The following is an 18,892-nucleotide window of genomic DNA, read 5'->3' as shown; positions in this document are numbered from 1 at the left end:
TGGACGCGGCCCTGACATGCGCATGTTCGGGTGGCTGATGTGATCTACTGCCACAACACCGCCCAGGAAGCGCCGTCCGGAGTGGAGGCACGTTGACCATTCTCATCATCGTCGCGGTCGTGGTCTTGTTCGTACTCACGGTCGTGGTGAAGTCGATCCTCGTGATCCCGCAGGCCCAGTCCGCGGTGATCGAACGGCTCGGCAGATTCCGGTCGGTCGCCGAGCCCGGCCTGAACTTCCTGGTGCCCTTCCTGGACCGCGTCCGCGCGCGGATCGACCGCCGCGAGCAGGTGGTCTCGTTCCCGCCACAGCCGGTGATCACCCAGGACAACCTGACGGTGTCGATTGACACGGTCGTGTACTTCCAGGTCACCAACCCCCGTGACGCGGTGTACGAGATCTCCGACTACATCGTCGGTGTCGAGCAGCTCACCACCACCACGCTGCGCAACGTGGTCGGTGGCATGAGCCTGGAGGAGACGCTGACCTCGCGTGACTCCATCAACGGGCAGCTGCGCGGCGTGCTGGACGAGGCCACCGGGCGGTGGGGCATCCGCGTCGCCCGCGTCGAGCTGAAGGCGATCGACCCGCCACCGTCCATTCAGGACTCGATGGAGAAGCAGATGCGCGCGGACCGGGAGAAGCGCGCGATGATCCTGACCGCGGAAGGTACCCGCGAGGCGGCGATCAAGACGGCGGAAGGCCAGAAGCAGAGCCAGATCCTGTCCGCGGAGGGCGCGAAGCAGGCGGCGATCCTGGCGTCCGAGGGTGAGCGGCAGTCGCGGATCCTGCGGGCGCAGGGTGAGCGGGCCGCGCGGTACCTGCAGGCGCAGGGCCAGGCGAAGGCCATCGAGAAGGTGTTCGACGCGATCAAGGCGGGCAAGCCGACGCCGGAGGTGCTGGCCTACCAGTACCTGCAGACGCTGCCGCAGATGGCGCAGGGCGACGCCAACAAGGTGTGGATGCTGCCCAACGACTTCGGCAAGGCCCTCGAGGGGTTCGCGAAGATGCTGGGCGCGCCCGGCGACGACGGCGTGTTCCGGTACGAGCCGCCCGCCTACGAGCCGCCGCAGCGCCGCGACGACGACGAGGAGGAGATCGCCAGCTGGTTCGACACCTCCACCGACCCGAAGGTCGCCGAGGCCGTGCGCGCGGCGGAAGCCGTTGCGCGGCAGGAGGTCCCGAGCCCGCTGACCAAGCCGGCAGCGCCCGCGGCGCTGTCCCGGCCGCCGCTGCCGGTGGGTCCGCCGGAGCCCGCGCCCGAGCCGCCGACCGCGGTCGCGCCCGCCTACGAGCCGCCGCAGGGTCTCGGCACGCCCACGCAGCACATGCCGCCGGTCCGGCCCGCCGAGTCGACGGAACTGTCCGACGAACCGCCGCGCTATCAGTGACGTAAACCCGGCGATGGCCCCGATTCCCGGATGGGAGCGGGGCCATTGTTCATCGGTCGCCTGAATTGTGGCGGACAGGTTCCGTTGTGGACGATCCGGAATTGTTCCTGGCCGCCGCGATGACGAGCGCGCCGGCGACCACCCCGGCGAAGTAGGGGGACGGCACGAGCAGGACGCCGCCGGCCACCGACCACGCCGCGACGGCCCAGCCGATGCCGGCGGGCACCGCGACACCGCGCCCGGCGAGGTGCCGGATCAGGCAGCCCAGGAGCACCAGGGGGACCGCGAAACTCCCCGGCCCCGCCCAGAACGCGACCTCGTTCCGCAACGACGCCACGGTGCGTGCGGGGTCGATGAGCGGGACCGCCGCCCAGAGGCCGCGGTCCCACCAGCCCGCGACGTCCTGCCACGCGAGGACCGTGAGCAACGTCAGGTGTCCCGCGCCGAGGGTGACCATGATGCCCGCCGCCCAGCGGAGCTTCGCCCGCGCGGTCATCGGGCACGCACCGCCTCGCGCCACGCGCGTTCCCACTGGCGGGTCAGCGCCGGGTAGACCACGAGGTACCGGAACGGGGCGATCGCGGCCATGTACAGGCGGCCGAACCGGCCGTTGGGTTTGACGAGCACCGCCATCCGCAGCTCGTGGTCGCCGTCGGCGCCGGGCACCCAGCCCAGGTGCATGACGGTGTGCACGGTCTTGTTCGCGAGTTCGCGGGCGGCTTCCCGGTCCAGTTCGTAGACCGGGGTCAGCGGCATGCGGTCGTCGTCCGGGCCGGGCGGCGCGCCGCGCAGGTCGGCGGGCAGGCGGTCACGCAGCGACCGGACCCGCTGCCCGAGGCCCGCCGACGGGGTGTCCCAGCCGAGGAGCGCGCCCAGCCGCCACCGCAGCGCGAAGAGGAACCGGGCCGGCCACGGCTGTTTGTCGAGGCCGCCCGCCGCGCGGAGCGCCGCGAGCACCGCGGGGAAGTCGCCGGGCCCGGCCCCTGGGGTGCGGAAGGACCACACGTCCGCGACGGTGAAGTCGCCGGTGATCTCGTGGATGCGCCAGGGGAGCGCGGTGTGGGCGGTGCCGGCCAGTCGTGCCACGGGCCACCTCCATTTATACGGAAGCGTATATTTGATCTGTACGCTAACGTACAGATCAGGTCCGATCAACGGAGGTGGCCCGATCCCCGCTGTCGCCCGCACCACACGCAACCGCTGGATCGAAGCGGGCCTCGCCGCGCTCGCCAGAGGCGGTCCCGACGCCGTCCGCGTGGAGGCGCTCGCCGCCGAGCTGGGCGTGACCAAAGGCGGGTTCTACGGCTACTTCGACGGCCGGCCCGCGCTGCTCGCCGAGATGCTCGACGAGTGGGAACAGCGCTCCACCCGGGAGGTCATCGCCCAGGTCGAAGCCGAGGGCGGCGACCCGGTCGACAAGATCCGCCGCGTCGGCGCGCTCACCTTCTCCGAGGAACTGCACCGGATCGACATCGCCGTCCGGGCCTGGGCACGGCACGACGAGTCCGTCGCGGCGCGGCTGCGGCGCATCGACAACGCGCGCATGGACTTCCTGCGGTCCACGTTCGCGTGCTTCGTGTCCGACCCCGACGAGATCGAGGCACGCAGCACGCTCATGTTCACCCTCGCGATCGGCCGCCACTTCATCGTCGCCGACCACCCCGGCCGCTCCACCCGCGACGTCGTTCAGCTCGCCGCTGAACACCTCCTGCGGCGGTGACCGCGTCCGCCATAGTGGGCGCATGACCCGGCTCGACGACGCGATCCAGCTCCCCGACGGCGCCTGGGTGCGCGCCCGCGGCCTGCGCAACCCCGCACCCGGCGGCCCGGCCCCGGAGTTCGGGCTCTACCTCGGCTCCGGCAAGCTCCGGGCCCGGCACACCTTCGAATGGCCCCACCAGTGGATCGACTGGCCCGACTTCCTGCTCCCGCGCGACACCGACGCGGCCGTCACCGCCATCCGCGAGCTGCACCGCCGCGCGGCCGCCGGGGAGCGGGTCGAGGTCGCCTGCGGCGGCGGGATCGGCCGCACCGGCACCGTCGTGGCCGCGCTCGCCGTGCTCACCGGGGTGCCCGCCGGCGACGCCGTCGCCTGGGCCCGCACCCACTACCACCACCGGGCGGTGGAAACCCCGTGGCAGCGGCGGTGGATCACCAGGCGGTTCGCTGGCGCGCTAGAGACAGGACGCGATGGATAGCGAGACCGCCGGGGTCGGCGCCGCGCCACAGCTCGCGGCCCGGCCCGGCGAGATCTGCCGCTCGACCACCGTCACCCGCCACGTCCTGCTGTCCCGGTGCGCGACAGTCACCACCCAGCCGCCCTCGGCCGGTTCCTCGACGGTCGTCACCGCCAGCGCATCCGGGTCGGTGATCCCGGTCGACTCCCGCACCGCCAGCTCCGCGGCCTGTCCCGGCGGCGACCACGTGGACCGGCCGCGGCAGTCCGCCACCTCGGGGCCGCCAGCCAGCAGCCGCGCCCCCGCCTCGGTCGTCAGTCGACCGTACGAATACCCGGTCGGCAGCAGCACCGCGGTCGGCGCGAACCGGTGCCCGCCGATGTGCGTGCACTCCCACACCCGCTCACCGTGCTCCGCCGCCAGCGCGGCCGCGACCGGCCTGCCCAGCAACGCGCAGCACACGTCCCGCCTGCCGTTCGTGCACACCAGCAGCAACGGATCCGATACAGCCGTACCGAGCAGCCCGCGGTCCCCGGCGCCCGCCCGCACGAAGTCCAGGTCCAGCAACTGCTTCGGGTCGGTGACCGTGGTGCGTTCCAGCCACGTCCGGCCGGGCACGGTGTGCGCGAGGTACACGTGCCTGGGCACCGGGCGGTGCCGGTCCGGGTGGCTGCCCGGCCTGCGGATCAGCACGATCCGCACCCCCGTGCCCGCGGCCAGCGCCGCGAGCTCCTTCGCCACCCCCGCGTCGAGGTGGCTCGCCGACAGCGCCTCCCGGCCCCACGGCCCCGGCTGCTCCACCGCGAGCCACGACCGCGCGAACGCCGCCGTCCCCGCCAACGGTTCGCCGAGCTGCGCGGCCTGCGCCGCGCACCGGGGCACGGGAGCCGTGCGGTTCGCTTCCATCACCACAAGCCTCCCACGGCCGGGACCACCGGTGGTGTCGAGCCCGCGGGCACGCCGGTCCGGAAAATCGCTGGCCGCGGACGCATAAGGTGGAAATCATGCGGCCGAAGGTCCCGTACGCCGACCCGGGGGTGCCCGACGCGCGCGGGCCCCTGCGCTTCCTGCTCTGGCTGGTGAGGAAGCAGCGGTTGCGGGTACTGCTCGGCGCGACGCTGTCCATCACGTGGATGGTGCTGCTGATGCTGCCGCCCTACCTGATGGCCCGCGCCATCGACGACGGGCTGCGTGCCCGCGACCTCGGCGCCCTCGCGTTCTGGGTCGCCGTGCTCGCCGTTTCCGGGATCGCCAACGCCGGGATCGGCGTCCTGCGGCACCGCACCATGACGTTCATCCGCAACGACGCCGCCTACCGCACCGTCCAGGTCGTCATCCGCCACGCCGTGCGGGTCGGCGCCGAACTGCCGCGCCGCGTCACCGCGGGCGAGGTGGTGAGCATCGGCGCCGCCGACCTCGACCGCATCGCCCGCACCATGACCTCCACCGGGCCCGGCGTCGGCGCGCTCGTCACCTACGGCACCGTGGCCGTGCTGCTCGTGTCGATCTCCCCGCTGCTCGCCGCCGTCGTGCTCGTCGGTGTGCCGCTGTTCGTGCTGTCCATCGGCCCGCTGCTCAACCGGCTGCGCACCACCGAAGCCGTCTACCGCGAACACCAGGGCACGCTCACCGCCCGCGCGGGCGACATCGTCGCCGGGCTGCGGGTGCTGTGCGGGATCGGCGGCAAGGACCTGTTCGCCACCCGCTACCGCCGCCGCTCCCAGGCGCTGCGCGCCGAGGGCTACCGGGTCGGCGCCGTCGCGAGCTGGATCGAGGGCGTCGGCGTCGGGCTGCCCAGCCTGTTCCTCGCCGCCGTCACCTGGCTCGCCGCCCGGATGACCGCCGCCGGGGAGATCACCGTCGGCGAGATGGTCGCCGTCTACGGGTACGTCGCCGTCCTCTCCACCCCCGTGTACTTCCTCATCGAGGGCGCGCAGGACATCAGCCGCGGCCTGGTCGCCGCCCGCCGCGTCACCACCGTGCTCGGCATCCGGCCCGCCGTGCGTGACAAGTCATCCGTACCGGCACCGTCCGGGCCCGCGCCGCTGCACGACCCCGACAGCGGGCTGACCGTGCGGCCAGGGGAACTGCTCGTCGTCGCCGCGGCGGTGCCCGCCGACGCCACCGACCTGGTCGACCGGCTCGGCCGCTACACCGACTCCGACGTCACCTGGGGCGGCGCCCCGCTGGCGGAGGTCCCGCTCGCCGACGTGCGGTCCCGCATCCTCGTCGCCGACAACGACGCCTACCTGTTCGCAGGCCCGCTGCGCGCGGCCGTCGCCGCGAAGGACCACCACGACGACCGCGCCATCACCGACGCCGTCCGGGTCGCGATGGCCGAGGACGTCGTCGACGCGCTGCCCGACGGTCTCGGCTCGTACGTGGAGGCGCAGGGCCGGTCGCTGTCCGGTGGGCAGCGCCAGCGGCTGCGGCTCGTCCGCGCCCTGCTCGCCGACCCCGAGGTGCTGCTGCTCGTCGAACCGACCTCCGCCGTCGACGCGCACACCGAGTCAGTGGTCGCCGAGCGGCTGCACGCCGCCCGGCGCGGCCGTACGACCGTATTGGCCGCCACCTCACCGCTGCTGCTCGACCGCGCCGACCGGGTCGCCTACCTGGTCGACGGGCGGGTCGCGGCCACCGGGACGCACGCCGAACTGCTCGCCACCCAGCCCGGCTACCGGACCCTCGCGTTCCGGGGGAGTGAGGAGGACCTGGTGCGTGACTGAGCGGAGCTTGCGGAGCGAACATCGTGACTGAGCGGGTTGACGGGTGGCGGCTGCCGGTCGCCGACGCGCGCGGGGTGCGGAGGGCGGCGTGGGACATCGTCCGCGCCGACCCGCGTGCCACGCTGCTGGTCGTCGTGACCACCTGCCTCGCGGCGGCGGCCGGGCTGGGCGCGCCGTGGCTCATCGGCCGGATCGTCAACCAGGTCGAGTCCGGGACCGCGGACGCGTCGACGGTGGACCTGCTGGCGCTCGCGATCGTCGCGTTCGCCGCGGCGCACATGGTGCTCACCCGGTACGCCCGCTACTTCGCCCACCGCTTCGCGGAACGGTCCCTCGCGCGGCTGCGGGAGGAGTTCGTCGACCGCACCCTCGCGTTGCCGACCGCGGTGGTCGAGCGTGCCGGTACGGGTGACCTGATGTCCCGCACCACCGCCGACGTCGCGACGGTCGGGGCCGCGTTGCGCGACGCCGCGCCCGAGGTGTTCATGGGCGCCCTGCAGGGCACGTTGATCTTCGGTGCGATGCTCGTGCTCAGCCCTCCGCTGGCCGGGCTCGCTCTGCTCGGCATCTCCGGTCTCTGGTTCGCGAGCCGCTGGTACCTCAAGCGGGCCAGGACCGCCTACCTCGCCGAGGGCGCGGCGACCTCGGAGCTGTCCGAGTCGATCGCCGCCACCGTCGACGGCGCCCGCACCATCGAGGCGTTCGACCTGCGGGCACGGCGGATCGCCGACGGGGACGACGCCGTCCGGGAAGGTTTCCGCACCAAGCTCCGCACGCTCTTCCTGCGCAACGTCCTGTTCCCGATGATCGACTTCGCCAGCGTCGGCGCGATGGTCGTCGTGCTGCTCGTCGGCGGCGTCATGTACGTCGACGGCCTCGTGAGCCTCGGCGCGGTGATCTCGGTCAGCCTGTACGCGATGCAGCTGGTCAACCCGATCAACCAGATCCTGATGTGGATGGAGCAGGTGCAGCGCAGCGGCGCGTCGCTGGCCCGCCTCAAGGGTGTCGGCGAGGTCGCGCCCGCACCGGTCGGGGAAGCCGCCCCGGTCGACGACCGGATCGAGGTCACCGGCGTCCGGTACGCCTACAGCGGCGAGCGGGACGTGCTGCACGGCGTCGACCTGTCCGTGCGGCCGGGGGAGCGGCTCGCGATCGTCGGCCCGTCGGGCGCCGGGAAGTCCACGCTCGGGCGGTTGCTCGCCGGGGTCGACACGCCCAGGGCCGGGCGGATCACCGTCGGCGGCGCGCCCGTCGCGTTGCTCGCCCCGGAGGAGCTGCGGCGGCGGATCGTGCTGGTGACGCAGGAACACCACGTGTTCATCGGGACCGTGCGCGACAACCTGGCGATCGCGGCGCCGGAGGCCGGCGACGACGCCATGCTCGCCGCTCTGGACGCCGTCGACGCCACCTGGGTGCGGGAGCTGCCCGACGGGCTGTCGACCGAGCTGGGCACCAACGCGATGACCCTCGACGCGCCACAGGCCCAGCAGCTCGCGCTCGCCAGGGTCGTGCTCGCCGATCCGCACACGGTGATCCTCGACGAGGCCACCGCGCTGCTCGACCCGGCCACCGCGCGGCACGCGGAACGCGCCATGGCCGCCGTGCTGGAGGGCCGTACCGTCATCGCGATCGCCCACCGCCTGCACACCGCGCACTACGCCGACCGCGTCGCCGTCATGGCGGGCGGCCGGATCACCGAGCTGGGCAGCCACGACGAGCTCGTCACCGCGGGCGGGGAGTACGCCACCCTGTGGCGCCACTGGCACGGCGGCTGAAACCGGCGTGACGGCCTTGACCACCTGCGGTATCGTCGGAGTTGATCTTTACCCGACGAGAGGTGAGGACATGGCACGCAGCCGGACCGCGGACGGCACGTCCGCCGCCCAGGGTTTCTGACACCGGTCTCGGACACCGGTCCCCGGCACTGACCGGGCTCCCGGCGACGGCGGACACACCAGTCGCCATATCGCCATGTAGCCATGTCTACTTTCCGGGAGTCCCGCCATGCCTCGACACCGTCGAGCGCTCACCCCTGCCTTCCACCGGCACTGGACCGCCGTCGCGGTCACCAACCTCGGCGACGGCGTCCTGCTCGCCGCCGGACCGCTCCTCGTCGCCACCCTCACCACCGACCCGGTCGCCGTCTCGGCGGCGCTGTTCGCCCAGCAACTGCCCTGGCTGCTGTTCGCGCTGACCGGCGGCGCGCTCGCCGACCGGCTGCCACGCCGCACGCTCGTCGTCACGGGGAACCTCGTCCGCGCCACCGCCATGGCCGCGCTCGCCTGCGTGCTCGCGGCCGGCACACCGGCGCTGTGGCAGCTCTACCTCGTCTCGTTCCTCTTCGGCACCATCGAGACCGTCGCCGACACCGCCCACAGCGCGCTCATCGTCGACAGCGTGCCCGCCGACCAGCTCGGCCGCGCCAACGCCCGCCTGTCCGTCACCACGATGCTCAACAACCAGCTCGCCGGGCCACCGCTGGGCGCGCTCCTGTTCGGACTGGGCGTCGCGGTGCCCTTCGGTCTGCACGCCGTCGTGTGCACGCTGGCGGCGCTGATCGTGCTGCGCACCTCCGCCACCCACCGGCCACGACCAGCGCAGGCCACACTGCGGGCCGACATCGCCGCCGGCGTGCGCTGGCTGTGGCGCAACCCCGGACTGCGGATCCTCGCCGTCTGCATCTTCGTGATGAACTTCGCCGGCGTCGGCGCCTTCGCCATCTGGGTCCTCTACGGCACCCAGCACCTCGGGCTGACCGACAGCCAGTACGGGCTGTTCATCGCCACTGGCGCCGTCGGCGGGATCTGCGGCGCGTGGGCGTACAACCGACTGGAAACCCGGTTCGGCCAGACCACGCTGCTGCGTGCCGGGCTCGTGACCGAAGCGCTCACGTACCTGGCGCTCGCGGTGACGAGCAACCCGTGGGTCGCGGGCGCGATCATGACCGTGTTCGGGGTGCACGCCATCGTGTGGGGCTCGGTCTCGGCCACCGCGCGCCAGCGCGCCACCCCGTCGGAGCTGCTCGGCCGGGCGGGCAGCGTCTACCAGCTCGCGTCGGTCGGCGGGTCGGTCCTCGGCGCGCTACTCGGCGGGTTCGCCGCGGCCCGGTTCGGGCTGCTCGTGCCGTTCTGGCTCGCCGGCGCCATGGTCGCGGTCATGACCGTCCTCGCCTGGCGGCGCCTGGCCGACGTGCGGGCCGGCCAAACCGTGCAGCAGTAGCGCCGTCACCGTGTCCACGACCTCGTCGTCGCCGTAGGTCGCGTCGCGGTTGGTCATGACCGCGTAGCCGAGCATGCCCATCAGCGCGCCCATCGCGGCGGCGACGAGCGTCGGGTCACCGGGCAGCTCGTGGCCGCGGTCGCGCAGGTACTCCAGGTGCGCGCGCAGGTCCTCGGTCTGCCCGGTCAGCGTGTGCCACGCGCGGCCGTGGCCGGGGTCGTCGGCGATCATCGCCTGCAGCTGCGCCACCACCACCGGCAGGTGGTCGCGGTACACCCGCCACGCCATCCCCACGTGGTCACGCAGCTGCGCCCGGTCGGTCAGATCGTGGTCCGGCGGGTGCTCCCACGTCTCGATCTCGGCGTCCGCGCGCGCCCCCATGTCCGCCAGCAACGCCTGGAGCAGCGCCTCCTTGCTGGGGAAGTGGTCGTAGAACGAGCCGGTCGCCCGCCCGGCCGCCGCCGTGATGTCGGTGATCTTCGTGTTCAGGTAGCCGCGCTCGGCGAACAGCCTGCGCGCGGCGTCCTTCAACGCCGCCTGGGTCTCGGCCGCCTTCGCCTTCCGCACACCCACCGTGGTCTCCCTCATTGACACGTCGCCGGCACCCACATCATACTGAACACGATTTCGGTGAATCTATATTCGGTGAAACTTGATTCAGGAGGAAGACATGCAGGTCAGCATCGCCGGGGGAGGGGTCGCCGGCACCGTCTGCGCGATCGCGCTGCGCCGCATCGGCGCCGACGTCACCGTGTACGAGGCCTATCCGGACCCCGCGGGCAGCATCGGCTCGTTCCTCAGCCTCGCGGGCAACGGGCTGCGCGCACTCGACGCGGTCGGCTGCCTGGCAGCCGTCCAGAACGTCGGCCAGGCCGTGCCCACCCAGCGGTTCTGGTCCAGCAACGGACGCCTCCTCGGCGAAACCGCCCGCGGACGCAAGTCAGGCGACCCGCTCCACAGCGTCACCCTCCGCCGCGCCGACCTCGTCAGCGCCCTGCGCGAGCAGGCGACCGCCGCGGGCGCACGCGTGGTCACGGGGGAGCGGGTCGTCGGCGCCGACGAGGACGGCGACCGCGTCCGCGTTCACCTCGCCAACGGCGACACGGTCGACTCGGACCTGCTCGTCGGCGCCGACGGCATCTGGTCCACCGTCCGCACACTGCTCGACCCGCACGCACCCCGGCCGGTCTACGCGGGCATCTACACCGCCTCCGGCACCGCCACCGCCACCGCCACGGCCGACGTCGACGTCGAACCGGGGATCCTCAACATGACCTTCGCCCGCGGCGGCGCGTTCATCCACGGCGCGGGCCACGACGGCACCGTCTGGTGGGCCGCCCAGGTCGCCGAACCCGACCAGCCCGACCTCGGCACCGTCGACCTCGCGTCGCTGCGCGACCGGTACCGCCACGAACCACACGTCCTCGCCGTCCTGGCCGCCGCCACCCACCTGTACCGGCCGACCCTCGACCACGTCCTCGCCCCGGTACCCACCTGGCGCGGCACCCGCACCGTCCTCGTCGGCGACGCCGCCCACCCCGTCGGCGCGGGTCAGGGCGCGTCCATGGCCATCGAGGACGCCGTCGTCCTCGCTCAACGACTCACCACCGCACCCGTGCCCGCCGCGCTCGCCGCCTACGAGGACACCCGCCGCCCCCGCATCACCAAGGTGCTCAAGACCGGACGGGACAGCCGCGCCAGGAAGACCCGCGGCCCGCTCCGCAGAAGGGTCGACGACGCCGTGATGTCCTTCGGCATCAAGCACTTCCACGAGAAGGCCACCAGCTGGCTCTACACCTACGACGTCGGCCCGCTGCCCGTGTCCGCGTAACGCTCGACCAGCTCCGCGCCCAGCCTGGCCAGCTCGGCACGGACCGCGGGGGAGTCCTCGACGTCGAGCAGCCCACCCCACCCCGCGAGCGGCTGCGCGATCATCAACGGCGTCGGCGCCGCGACCCGGACCCGCACCCGCCCGTCACCGGCCGGGCCCAGCACCTCGCAGTGCCGCCCGTACTGGATCCGCAGCACGTGCACGAACCGCTCGGCCACGAGCACCGTCGCCGACAACAGCGACCTGCGTTCCTCGACCTCGGTGACGACCCGCGCCCACGCCGACGACAGGTCGAACCCCTCGGGCCGCTCGAACGTCTCGTCCAGCACCACCGCGTCGGCGATACGGTCGACCCGGAACGTCCGCTGCCCGCGCTCGGTACCGGCGACCACGTACCAGATCTCGTCCTTGTCGACGAGACCCCACGGCGCCACCGTCCGCTCGGCACGCTCCCGGCCCCGGGACGCGTAGGAGAACCGCACCTTCCTGCGCGCCACCACCGCCCGCTGCAACAGCTCGACCACGGGGGAACGGTCCCTGCTCCGCTCACCCCACCGCGCGGGATCCAGGACCACGGCGTCCGCCGCCGCCTCCGCGTCCGCGCGGAACACCGCGGGCAGCGCCCGCACCAGCTTGCGCAGCGCCGCCTTCACCTCCGGCGCCACCGCCGCCGCCGGCCCCACCAACAGGAACAACGCCCGCGCCTCACTCGCCGTCAACCCCGACAGATCCGTGCGGGCGCCACCCACCAGCGACCACCCGCCACCGCGACCCGGCTGCGGGTACACCGGCACACCCGCCGTCGACAACGCCTCGAGGTCCCGCCGCGCCGTCGCGACCGAGACCTCCAGCTCCTCGGCGATCTCCGCGGCCGTCACCCGGCCACGCGACTGCATCAACAGGAGGGTCGCCACCAAACGGTCCGCACGCATGACTGAATTCTGTCGTGGAAAGTGCTCAATCGGTGAGCACTTTCCACGACAGAGTGGTTCCCGACAGCACACACCAGCAGGAAGGACCACCGCCATGTTCCGCGGCTTCGCCACCATCAGCTACTTCGCCGACGACATGGGCGCCGCCGAGGCCTGGTACACCGAACTCCTCGGCGTCCCGCCCTACTTCCGCCGCGACATCGACGGCGCCCCCGCCTACCTCGAATACCGCATCGGCGACTACCAGGCAGAACTCGGCCTCATCGACAGCCGCTACGCACCCCACGACGTCACGAACGGACCGGCGGGCGTCATCATGCAGTGGCACGTCGACGACCTCGAGGCCAGTCTCGAACGCCTGATCGCCATGGGCGCCACGCAGCTCGAAGGCATCACCCCACGCGGCGACGGCTTCGTCACCGCGTCCGTGACCGACCCCTTCGGCAACGTCATCGGCATCATGACCAACCCGCACTACCTGGCGGTGCTCGCCGAGATGACCGCCTGACGCGTCAACGCCGCCCCGTCGGCCAGCCGCGCCAGCTTGTGCGGGTTCCACACCGAGAACAGCCGGGTGATCCGCCCGTCCGCCACCGTCACGCTGATCGTGCCCGCCAGCTCACCGTCCACCTCGACCCGCACCCCGGGCGCGCCGTTGACCCACACCGGCGCGCCCGCGAACACGGCCACCTTCCGCAGGCCGGCACCGAACAACGCGACCAGCTTCTCCGCACCCACGACCGGCCTGCGCGTCGCAGGCACCTGACCACCACCGTCGGCGACCGCCACCACGTCCGGCGCCAGCACGTCCATCAACTCCTGCAAGTCACCCGTATTGAGCGCCGCGATGAACCGCGCCACCACCCGCTCCTGCTCGGCGCGCCCCACCACCACCCGGGGACGCCGAGCAGCGACGTGGTCCCGCGCCCGCCGCGCGATCTGCCGCACCGCCGCCGACTTCTTCCCGACCGCGTCCGCGATCTCGTCGTACGACAGGTCGAACACCTCCCGCAGCACGAACACCGCACGCTCCGTCGGACCCAGCGTCTCCAGCACCGTCAACACCGCCATCGACACGCTCTCCGCCAGCGCCACGTCCTCGGCCACGTCCGGGCTCGTCAGCAACGGCTCCGGCAACCACTCACCGACGTAGTCCTCCCGCCGCCGGTGCAACGTCCGCAACCGGTTCAGCGCCTGCCGCGTCACGACCCGCACCAGGTACGCACGCGCGTCCCGGACCTCGGCCTTGTCCACGTCCGCCCACCGCAGCCACGTCTCCTGCACCACGTCCTCGGCGTCCGCGGCCGACGACAACATCTCGTAGGCGACCGTGAACAACAGCCCGCGGTGGGCGACGAACGGGTCCGTGCTCATGCCCCGGAGGCTACGTCCGCCGACCGGGCCGCCAGCGGCGGCAGCCCGCACGCCGACGAGAACTCCTGCGACGGGATCCCCAGCGCGATGTTGTTGCGCGCCGCCATGTTCGCCGCCGCGACCCGCGCCGTCAGCTCCACCAGCCCCGGCGCCCCCAGCTCCGCCAGCAACGCCGCCGACATCTCGTCCGTCACCGCCAACGGCGTCCGGCACATCGCCTCCGCGTACGCCATCACCCGCCGCTCCAGGGGAGTGAACACCGCCGACTCACGCCACCTCGGCACCTCCCGCGCCTTCGCCTCGTCCAGGCCCTTGTTGTGCGCCATGAAGTAACCGAGGTCCAGGCACGCCTCACACCCGACCGTGCCGACCGCCGCCATGTGCGCGAACGTCGCCAGGTTCGGGTCGAGCCGGCCCCACTTCTCCGTCTTGTGCCCGAAGGACATCATGTCCTTGAACACGGCCGGGTGGTGCCACAGCACCCCGGCCGACTCCGGCACCTCACCCAGCATCCGGCGGGACATCCGCTTCACCAACGCCCCGAACAGCCCGGTGATCTCCGCCGAGGGAACTCGTGCGCCGCCCATGGTGTCTCCTTCACACGTCGTGTTCCTGTCGTCGGGCATGGAGACACCGGCGGGGGAGAGCGTGTGACACCCGCCAGGAAAATCCGTTGGCGGACACGGCGACCGCTGCTACCGTTCCCGAGACCGTGCGAGAGACCGAGGAGGTGGTACCCGTGAACATGACGACATGGGTGCTCCTCTCGGGGGTCACGGTCGGGCGATAGGTCGCCCGGGAGCGCCGTTCAGCAGCTCCCGAAAGGCACGACAGTGCGATTCACCACCCAACAACGCCTCGACGACGGCGTACTCGAACGCGCGTTCACCCTCGGCGAGATCCCGGGCATCCTGTGGACACCGGAATCCGCACCCGCACCGGCCCCGCTGATCCTGCTCGGCCACCCCGGCGGACTGTCCAGGATGTACCCGCGGCTCGCCGCCAGGGCCCGCGCCGCCGCGGCGTGCGGCTGGGCCGCGGCCACCATCGAACTCCCGGGCGCGGGGGACCGGCCCCGCTCCGCCACCGCCGACCAGGCCCGCACCGATCTCCGCCGGGCACTGGCAGCGGGGGAGCCGGTCGACGACGACATCGTCAACCGGCTCGTCCTCCCGCTCGTCGACCAGGCCGTCCCGGAATGGCAGGCACTCCTGGACGCCGTCCTGGAACTGCCCGGCCTGGGCGGTCCGGTCGGGCTCGCGGGCGGGGCGATCGCCATCGGCACCCGCCTGGCGGTGGTCGAACCACGTATCGCGGCCGCCGTGCTGTTCGCCGGGAGCTACGTGCCCCGCAGCATGTTCGAGGAAGCCCGGCAGGTCACCATCCCGCTGCTGGTCCTGCTGCAGTGGGACGACGACGGCAACGACCGGCAGATGGCACTGGACCTGTTCGACGCCTTCGGCTCCCGGGAGAAGACACTGCACGCCAACATGGGCGGGCACACCGGCGTCCCAGCGCACGAGGGGGACGACGGCAACCGGTTCTTCGCCCGGCACCTGACGTGAGACCCGTCCGGCCGGCAGCAGGAGAGCTGCCGGCCGGACCCCTCCACGTCTTACTTAACATAATGTAGATTATCGAACTTACCCGTGCGTCGAGGAGAGGGGGCCGGCGGACGGTTCACCCTCGCTCAGCCCGTGTTCCACCCGTGTTCGAGAACGCATGCCCGATCCAGCGGCCAGGTTCTGGGCGAACATCGCGTGGCCGACAGGTCCCGGATCCGCGTGACCGAGCACGCTGGAGGCCCGGTGTGCGCCTGACTCCCCTCGCCCCCCTGAACCCGGCAAACTTTCGTCACGTGACGAAAGGACGGGTAGGGCCGGAGGGTCAGGCAGCCTTCGCCGTGGCGGCCTCGACGAGCACTCGTTCGACCCTGGCGATCAGCGACGCCCGCCGCAGGCACCACACGCGGAACGCGCGCCGGTCACCGCTGTCCAGTGCGGCGTCGATCTGCGCGTCCGTGTTGACGATGCAGATCTGCAGGCCGCTGATCTCCGCCGAGGCGTTCGACTTGGACATGGGGCACCACCGCCAACCGAAAGGGTTCTCGACCCCGACTGGGTCGTCCCTTATGTGTACCGCCGGGCGCTCGAACGGCGGTTGAGTCTGTCATGTGGTGTTCTGGGCATCCAGTGGCATCGCCTCGCCCGTGCCCTCGGTGTCGGGCATGAGCCGTGGCCTGCGCATCCATGTGCCGTGCGGACGGGCCAGCAGCTCCTTGAGCGGTTCCGGCTTGCCGAGGTGGAACCCCTGTGCGACACGGACGCCGAGGCGGGCGAGCGCGTCGACCTGGCTCGCGCGTTCCACCCACTCGGCGACGACGGAGACGCCGAGGCCGCGGGCGATGTCGACGATGCCCTGCACGAGCACGGTGTCGCGGCTGCCGTAGTCGATGCCGCGGACGAACTCGCCGTCGATCTTCACGCCGGTGATCGGCAGCTGCTTGAGGTGGACGAACGAGCCGAAGCCCGCGCCGAAGTCGTCCAGGGAGATGCGGCAGCCGCTGGCACGCAGCTGCTGGGCGAGGCTGCGGGCGGCGGCGAGGTTGGTGACGGCGGCGGTCTCGGTGATCTCGAAGCCGAGCCTGCCCGGTGCCACGCCTGCGGCGGCGAGGCGGTCGAGCACGTAGTCGCCGAAGTCGCCGTCCTCCAGGGTGCGGCCGGAGACGTTGACGTTGAACCGCAGGCCCGGGTACGGGTGGGCGACGAGCGCGTCGATGGCGGTGCCGGCGACCCAGCGGTCGATGTCGAGGACGAGGCCGCTGCGTTCGGCGGCGGGCAGGAACTCGCCGGGGCCGAGCCGGGGCTGGCGGCCGTCCTCCAGGCGCAGCAGGAGTTCGTGGCCGACGACGCGGTTGCTGCCGAGCTTGACCATCGGCATGGCGTGCAGTTCGAGGCCGCCGCCGGTGAGCGCGTGCCGGAGGCGGTCGAGGACGGTGACGCGCAGCGCGGTGTCGGCGTAGTGGCCCTGTTCGTAGACGGTGACGCGGTTGCGGCCGGCGTCCTTGGACGCGTAGAGGGCGAGGTCGGCGTTGGCGAGCACGGCCTGCCAGCTCTCCCCCGACTGGAACCGGGCGACGCCTGCGCTGACGGTGACGCGGGTGGTGCCGACGCCGCCGGTCACGGGGATCGTGGCGACGGCGTTGCGGAGGCGGTCGGCGACGCGGACGGCGGTGGCCTCGTCGGCGCCGGGGAGGACGACGGCGAACTCGTCACCGCCGAGCCTGCCCAGGACGTGGCCGTCGCCGAGGCGTTCGCGCAGGACGTTGGCGAGGGTGCACATGACGCGGTCCCCCGCCGGGTGGCCGCGCAGGTCGTTGATGTCCTTGAAGTTGTCGAGGTCGAGCAACAGCAGGGCGCCGTCGCCGCCGAGCGCGAGCTGGCGTTCGAGTTCCCTGGTGAGGGCGCGGCGGTTGAGCAGGCCCGTGAGCGGGTCCTCGTCCGCCATTCGGATGAGGGCTTTCTGCCATTCGTCGCGTTCCGCGGGTGCGACGTCCGTTTCTCGCCAATGGCTCACATCGATCACCCGATAGAGGTAACCGTCGTTGAGCCGAGTGCAGCGCACGTCGAGCCAGCGGTGTTCGTCGGCCCCGGTTGTGGTGGAGAGGACGACGCTGACGGCGGTGTCGGTGTCCGCGTCGTCGTCGCTCGGGCAGTCCGGCGCGCCGACCAGCAGGGCGGGCAGGGAACGGCCGATCGCCTGCTCGGGTGTGAGGGCCAGGAGCTCGGCCATCAGGCGGTTCAACCAGCGCACACGGCATCGCGCGTCCGTCACGGCGAACGCCGTGTCGGCGGCGTCCAGCACCTCGTTCAGTGAGGTGCTGTCGGTGTCCATCCGCGTGCCTCGCGTGGTTGATCGGGCAATTGCGCACGAAGCGTAGTGGACTGAGCGGGTTCAGCGCAGCCGCTCGAGCCCATGAGCGTTCTCGACGACCGCGGCGGCGAGGTTCCGCAGCTCGTGCGGGCCCGCTCCGTCGTCGGCGGCGGTCGCCACGTCCTCGGCGGCGCAGCGGAGCTGGAACAGGCGGTCCTGCAGGTCGGCGAGCTCGGCCGCGGACAGGACGACGGCGTCCTCCGGCAGGCCGCCGCGCTGTACCGCGGATCTGCGTTCGTAGGCGCGCTGGCGGCACGACTGGGAGCAGTAGCGGCGGGGACGGCCCACCTTGCCGTCCTCGGGCAAGCGAAGTCCGCACCAGCCGCAATGCCGGACGGCGGTGCGGGACTTGACTCGTTCTGGAGCGATCACCTGACGAACCTCACGTCGCTGACGCTAGCTGGCAACAGCCCGTCCACCCACGAGCCACGCCGCTGATGCACACTCGACAGTGTGCATGACCACGCTTTTTTCGGCGGCCCGTACCCGCGTGCGTTCGTCCACCGCGGGTGGCACTACGACGATCTGGCGGGGATGGAGAACTCGTTGTCGGCGTTCCGGCGGGCGGTGGCCGAGGGCTACCACTACGTGGAGACCGACGTGCACGCGACGTCCGACGGTGTGGTGGTCGTGCACCACGACGCCGTGCTCGACCGGACGACCGACGGGTGCGGGCCGATCGCGCGGCAGCTGTGGCAGGTCGTGCGTACCGCGAAGATCGGTGGGCGGGAGCCGGTGAGCAGGCTGGAGGACGTGCTCGAGGAGTTGCCGGACGCGTACTTCAACATCGACGTGAAGGCGTCGCGGGCGGTGGGGCCGCTGATCGACACGCTGAAGCGGACCAACGCCTACGACCGGGTGTGCGTGGCGTCGTTCTCGGAGTCGCGGCTGGAGCAGGTGCGGCGCGCGGCGGGTGAGGGGTTGCTGACGTCGATGGGGACGAAGGCGATCGCGCGGTTGTGGGCGGCGGGCAGGCTGCCCGCGTTCGTGCGGGCCAGGCGCGGGCACCAGCGGATCGCGCAGGTGCCGGTGCGGCAGGGCCGGTTGACGATCGTGGACAAGCGGCTGATCGCGGCGGCCCGGCGGCGTGGTATCGAGGTGCACGTGTGGACGATCGACGAGCCGGACCAGATGAACGAGCTGATCGACCTCGGTGTGGACGGGATCATGACCGACCGGCCGGGTGTGCTGCGGGACGTGCTGCGGTCGCGTGACCTGTGGCCGACCCGCGCGTGAGGTCGCCCGCCGAGCTGGACGCGGTCGGCTGGGCGCGGCTCGGGCACGCGTACGGGACCGCGGGTGACGTGCC

The 18,892-nt window shown here is 72.3% G+C and carries 19 protein-coding genes and 1 pseudogene; 10 read left to right on the top strand and 10 right to left on the bottom strand.

What is annotated here, in order from left to right:
• Positions 1-92 precede the first annotated feature (92 nt).
• A complete protein-coding gene (locus ACYQ77_RS11455; protein WP_459710178.1) occupies positions 93-1,391 on the top strand; it encodes an SPFH domain-containing protein in 1,299 nt (432 codons plus the stop codon).
• A gap of 49 nt (positions 1,392-1,440) precedes the next feature.
• Here ACYQ77_RS11455 and ACYQ77_RS11450 read toward each other — a convergent pair whose 3' ends face one another.
• Both ACYQ77_RS11450 and ACYQ77_RS11445 read right to left on the bottom strand, forming a co-directional pair.
• A complete protein-coding gene (locus ACYQ77_RS11450) occupies positions 1,441-1,887 on the bottom strand; it encodes a DUF6463 family protein (protein WP_459710176.1) in 447 nt (148 codons plus the stop codon).
• Positions 1,884-2,477 (bottom strand): DUF2867 domain-containing protein, encoded by a 594-nt coding sequence (locus ACYQ77_RS11445; protein ID WP_459710174.1) that lies wholly within the window; start codon positions 2,475-2,477, stop codon positions 1,884-1,886. The genes ACYQ77_RS11450 and ACYQ77_RS11445 overlap by 4 nt, the downstream gene beginning before the upstream one ends.
• A gap of 31 nt (positions 2,478-2,508) precedes the next feature.
• On the opposite strand from ACYQ77_RS11445, the gene ACYQ77_RS11440 reads away from it, so the two are divergent.
• Entirely contained in the window at positions 2,509-3,111 is a 603-nt protein-coding gene (locus tag ACYQ77_RS11440) for a TetR/AcrR family transcriptional regulator (protein WP_459710173.1), read from the top strand.
• A gap of 22 nt (positions 3,112-3,133) precedes the next feature.
• On the top strand, positions 3,134-3,589 hold the full coding sequence (locus ACYQ77_RS11435; RefSeq protein WP_459710171.1) for a protein-tyrosine phosphatase family protein: 456 nt from the start codon (positions 3,134-3,136) through the stop codon (positions 3,587-3,589).
• Here ACYQ77_RS11435 and ACYQ77_RS11430 read toward each other — a convergent pair.
• On the bottom strand, positions 3,566-4,474 hold the full coding sequence (locus ACYQ77_RS11430) for a sucrase ferredoxin (RefSeq protein WP_459710170.1): 909 nt from the start codon (positions 4,472-4,474) through the stop codon (positions 3,566-3,568). The genes ACYQ77_RS11435 and ACYQ77_RS11430 overlap by 24 nt on opposite strands.
• A 98-nt stretch (positions 4,475-4,572) precedes the next feature.
• Between ACYQ77_RS11430 and ACYQ77_RS11425 the strand changes: the two genes are divergently transcribed.
• The 3 genes from ACYQ77_RS11425 to ACYQ77_RS11415 all read left to right on the top strand — a co-directional run bounded on the left by ACYQ77_RS11425 (position 4,573) and on the right by ACYQ77_RS11415 (position 9,513).
• Entirely contained in the window at positions 4,573-6,294 is a 1,722-nt protein-coding gene (locus tag ACYQ77_RS11425) for an ABC transporter ATP-binding protein (RefSeq protein ID WP_459710168.1), read from the top strand.
• A gap of 23 nt (positions 6,295-6,317) precedes the next feature.
• On the top strand, positions 6,318-8,069 hold the full coding sequence (locus ACYQ77_RS11420; RefSeq protein WP_459710166.1) for an ABC transporter ATP-binding protein: 1,752 nt from the start codon (positions 6,318-6,320) through the stop codon (positions 8,067-8,069).
• Positions 8,070-8,298: 229 nt separating this feature from the next.
• Entirely contained in the window at positions 8,299-9,513 is a 1,215-nt protein-coding gene (locus ACYQ77_RS11415) for an MFS transporter (protein ID WP_459710165.1), read from the top strand.
• A gap of 402 nt (positions 9,514-9,915) precedes the next feature.
• On the opposite strand, the pseudogene ACYQ77_RS11410 reads toward ACYQ77_RS11415, so the two are convergent.
• Positions 9,916-10,101, bottom strand: a pseudogene (locus ACYQ77_RS11410) (TetR family transcriptional regulator); the annotation flags it as partial.
• A gap of 82 nt (positions 10,102-10,183) precedes the next feature.
• On the opposite strand from ACYQ77_RS11410, the gene ACYQ77_RS11405 reads away from it, so the two are divergent.
• Positions 10,184-11,344, top strand: coding sequence for an FAD-dependent oxidoreductase (locus tag ACYQ77_RS11405; RefSeq protein ID WP_459710163.1), 1,161 nt, complete (start codon positions 10,184-10,186; stop codon positions 11,342-11,344).
• Here ACYQ77_RS11405 and ACYQ77_RS11400 read toward each other — a convergent pair.
• A complete protein-coding gene (locus tag ACYQ77_RS11400) occupies positions 11,311-12,276 on the bottom strand; it encodes a helix-turn-helix transcriptional regulator (protein ID WP_459710161.1) in 966 nt (321 codons plus the stop codon). The two genes, ACYQ77_RS11405 and ACYQ77_RS11400, sit on opposite strands and share 34 nt — an antisense overlap.
• A 94-nt stretch (positions 12,277-12,370) precedes the next feature.
• Between ACYQ77_RS11400 and ACYQ77_RS11395 the strand changes: the two genes are divergently transcribed.
• Positions 12,371-12,784: a VOC family protein gene (locus tag ACYQ77_RS11395; RefSeq protein WP_459710159.1), complete on the top strand. Its 414-nt coding sequence runs from the start codon at positions 12,371-12,373 to the stop codon at positions 12,782-12,784.
• On the opposite strand, the gene ACYQ77_RS11390 is transcribed toward ACYQ77_RS11395, so the two are convergent.
• Together ACYQ77_RS11390 and ACYQ77_RS11385 are read right to left on the bottom strand one after the other, a co-directional pair.
• A complete protein-coding gene (locus ACYQ77_RS11390) occupies positions 12,751-13,650 on the bottom strand; it encodes an RNA polymerase sigma-70 factor (protein WP_459710157.1) in 900 nt (299 codons plus the stop codon). The two genes, ACYQ77_RS11395 and ACYQ77_RS11390, sit on opposite strands and share 34 nt — an antisense overlap.
• Entirely contained in the window at positions 13,647-14,237 is a 591-nt protein-coding gene (locus ACYQ77_RS11385) for a carboxymuconolactone decarboxylase family protein (protein ID WP_459710155.1), read from the bottom strand. Before ACYQ77_RS11385 ends, ACYQ77_RS11390 begins: the two co-directional genes overlap by 4 nt.
• Positions 14,238-14,483: 246 nt before the next feature.
• Between ACYQ77_RS11385 and ACYQ77_RS11380 the strand changes: the two genes are divergently transcribed.
• Entirely contained in the window at positions 14,484-15,215 is a 732-nt protein-coding gene (locus ACYQ77_RS11380) for a dienelactone hydrolase family protein (RefSeq protein WP_459710153.1), read from the top strand.
• A 322-nt stretch (positions 15,216-15,537) separates the two neighbouring features.
• On the opposite strand, the gene ACYQ77_RS11375 is transcribed toward ACYQ77_RS11380, so the two are convergent.
• From ACYQ77_RS11375 to ACYQ77_RS11365, 3 genes are all read right to left on the bottom strand, one after another.
• Entirely contained in the window at positions 15,538-15,729 is a 192-nt protein-coding gene (locus tag ACYQ77_RS11375; RefSeq protein ID WP_459710151.1) for a hypothetical protein, read from the bottom strand.
• Between the two features lie 90 nt (positions 15,730-15,819).
• Positions 15,820-17,544: a putative bifunctional diguanylate cyclase/phosphodiesterase gene (locus ACYQ77_RS11370; RefSeq protein ID WP_459710150.1), complete on the bottom strand. Its 1,725-nt coding sequence runs from the start codon at positions 17,542-17,544 to the stop codon at positions 15,820-15,822.
• A gap of 60 nt (positions 17,545-17,604) precedes the next feature.
• Positions 17,605-17,955 (bottom strand): hypothetical protein, encoded by a 351-nt coding sequence (locus tag ACYQ77_RS11365; protein ID WP_459710148.1) that lies wholly within the window; start codon positions 17,953-17,955, stop codon positions 17,605-17,607.
• 81 nt (positions 17,956-18,036) lie between these two features.
• Between ACYQ77_RS11365 and ACYQ77_RS11360 the strand changes: the two genes are divergently transcribed.
• Positions 18,037-18,819: a glycerophosphodiester phosphodiesterase gene (locus ACYQ77_RS11360; RefSeq protein WP_459710147.1), complete on the top strand. Its 783-nt coding sequence runs from the start codon at positions 18,037-18,039 to the stop codon at positions 18,817-18,819.
• The last annotated feature ends 73 nt before the right edge of the window (positions 18,820-18,892 follow it).

Source organism: Actinophytocola sp. KF-1, assembly GCF_054661535.1.
The sequence above is the reverse complement of the archived record's forward strand: the minus strand, read 5'-3'. Positions and strand labels throughout refer to the sequence as shown.

What these genes read in the sequence shown, in the direction of transcription:
- ACYQ77_RS11450 (WP_459710176.1), bottom strand. Translation starts at nt 1,887, where the DNA reads ATGACCGCGCGGGCGAAGCTCCGCTGGGCGGCGGGCATCATGGTCACC.
- ACYQ77_RS11435 (WP_459710171.1), top strand. Translation starts at nt 3,134, where the DNA reads ATGACCCGGCTCGACGACGCGATCCAGCTCCCCGACGGCGCCTGGGTG.
- ACYQ77_RS11430 (WP_459710170.1), bottom strand. Translation starts at nt 4,474, where the DNA reads ATGGAAGCGAACCGCACGGCTCCCGTGCCCCGGTGCGCGGCGCAGGCC.
- ACYQ77_RS11425 (WP_459710168.1), top strand. Translation starts at nt 4,573, where the DNA reads ATGCGGCCGAAGGTCCCGTACGCCGACCCGGGGGTGCCCGACGCGCGC.
- ACYQ77_RS11415 (WP_459710165.1), top strand. Translation starts at nt 8,299, where the DNA reads ATGCCTCGACACCGTCGAGCGCTCACCCCTGCCTTCCACCGGCACTGG.
- ACYQ77_RS11405 (WP_459710163.1), top strand. Translation starts at nt 10,184, where the DNA reads ATGCAGGTCAGCATCGCCGGGGGAGGGGTCGCCGGCACCGTCTGCGCG.
- ACYQ77_RS11400 (WP_459710161.1), bottom strand. Translation starts at nt 12,276, where the DNA reads ATGCGTGCGGACCGTTTGGTGGCGACCCTCCTGTTGATGCAGTCGCGT.
- ACYQ77_RS11395 (WP_459710159.1), top strand. Translation starts at nt 12,371, where the DNA reads ATGTTCCGCGGCTTCGCCACCATCAGCTACTTCGCCGACGACATGGGC.
- ACYQ77_RS11390 (WP_459710157.1), bottom strand. Translation starts at nt 13,650, where the DNA reads ATGAGCACGGACCCGTTCGTCGCCCACCGCGGGCTGTTGTTCACGGTC.
- ACYQ77_RS11385 (WP_459710155.1), bottom strand. Translation starts at nt 14,237, where the DNA reads ATGGGCGGCGCACGAGTTCCCTCGGCGGAGATCACCGGGCTGTTCGGG.
- ACYQ77_RS11375 (WP_459710151.1), bottom strand. Translation starts at nt 15,729, where the DNA reads ATGTCCAAGTCGAACGCCTCGGCGGAGATCAGCGGCCTGCAGATCTGC.
- ACYQ77_RS11370 (WP_459710150.1), bottom strand. Translation starts at nt 17,544, where the DNA reads ATGGACACCGACAGCACCTCACTGAACGAGGTGCTGGACGCCGCCGAC.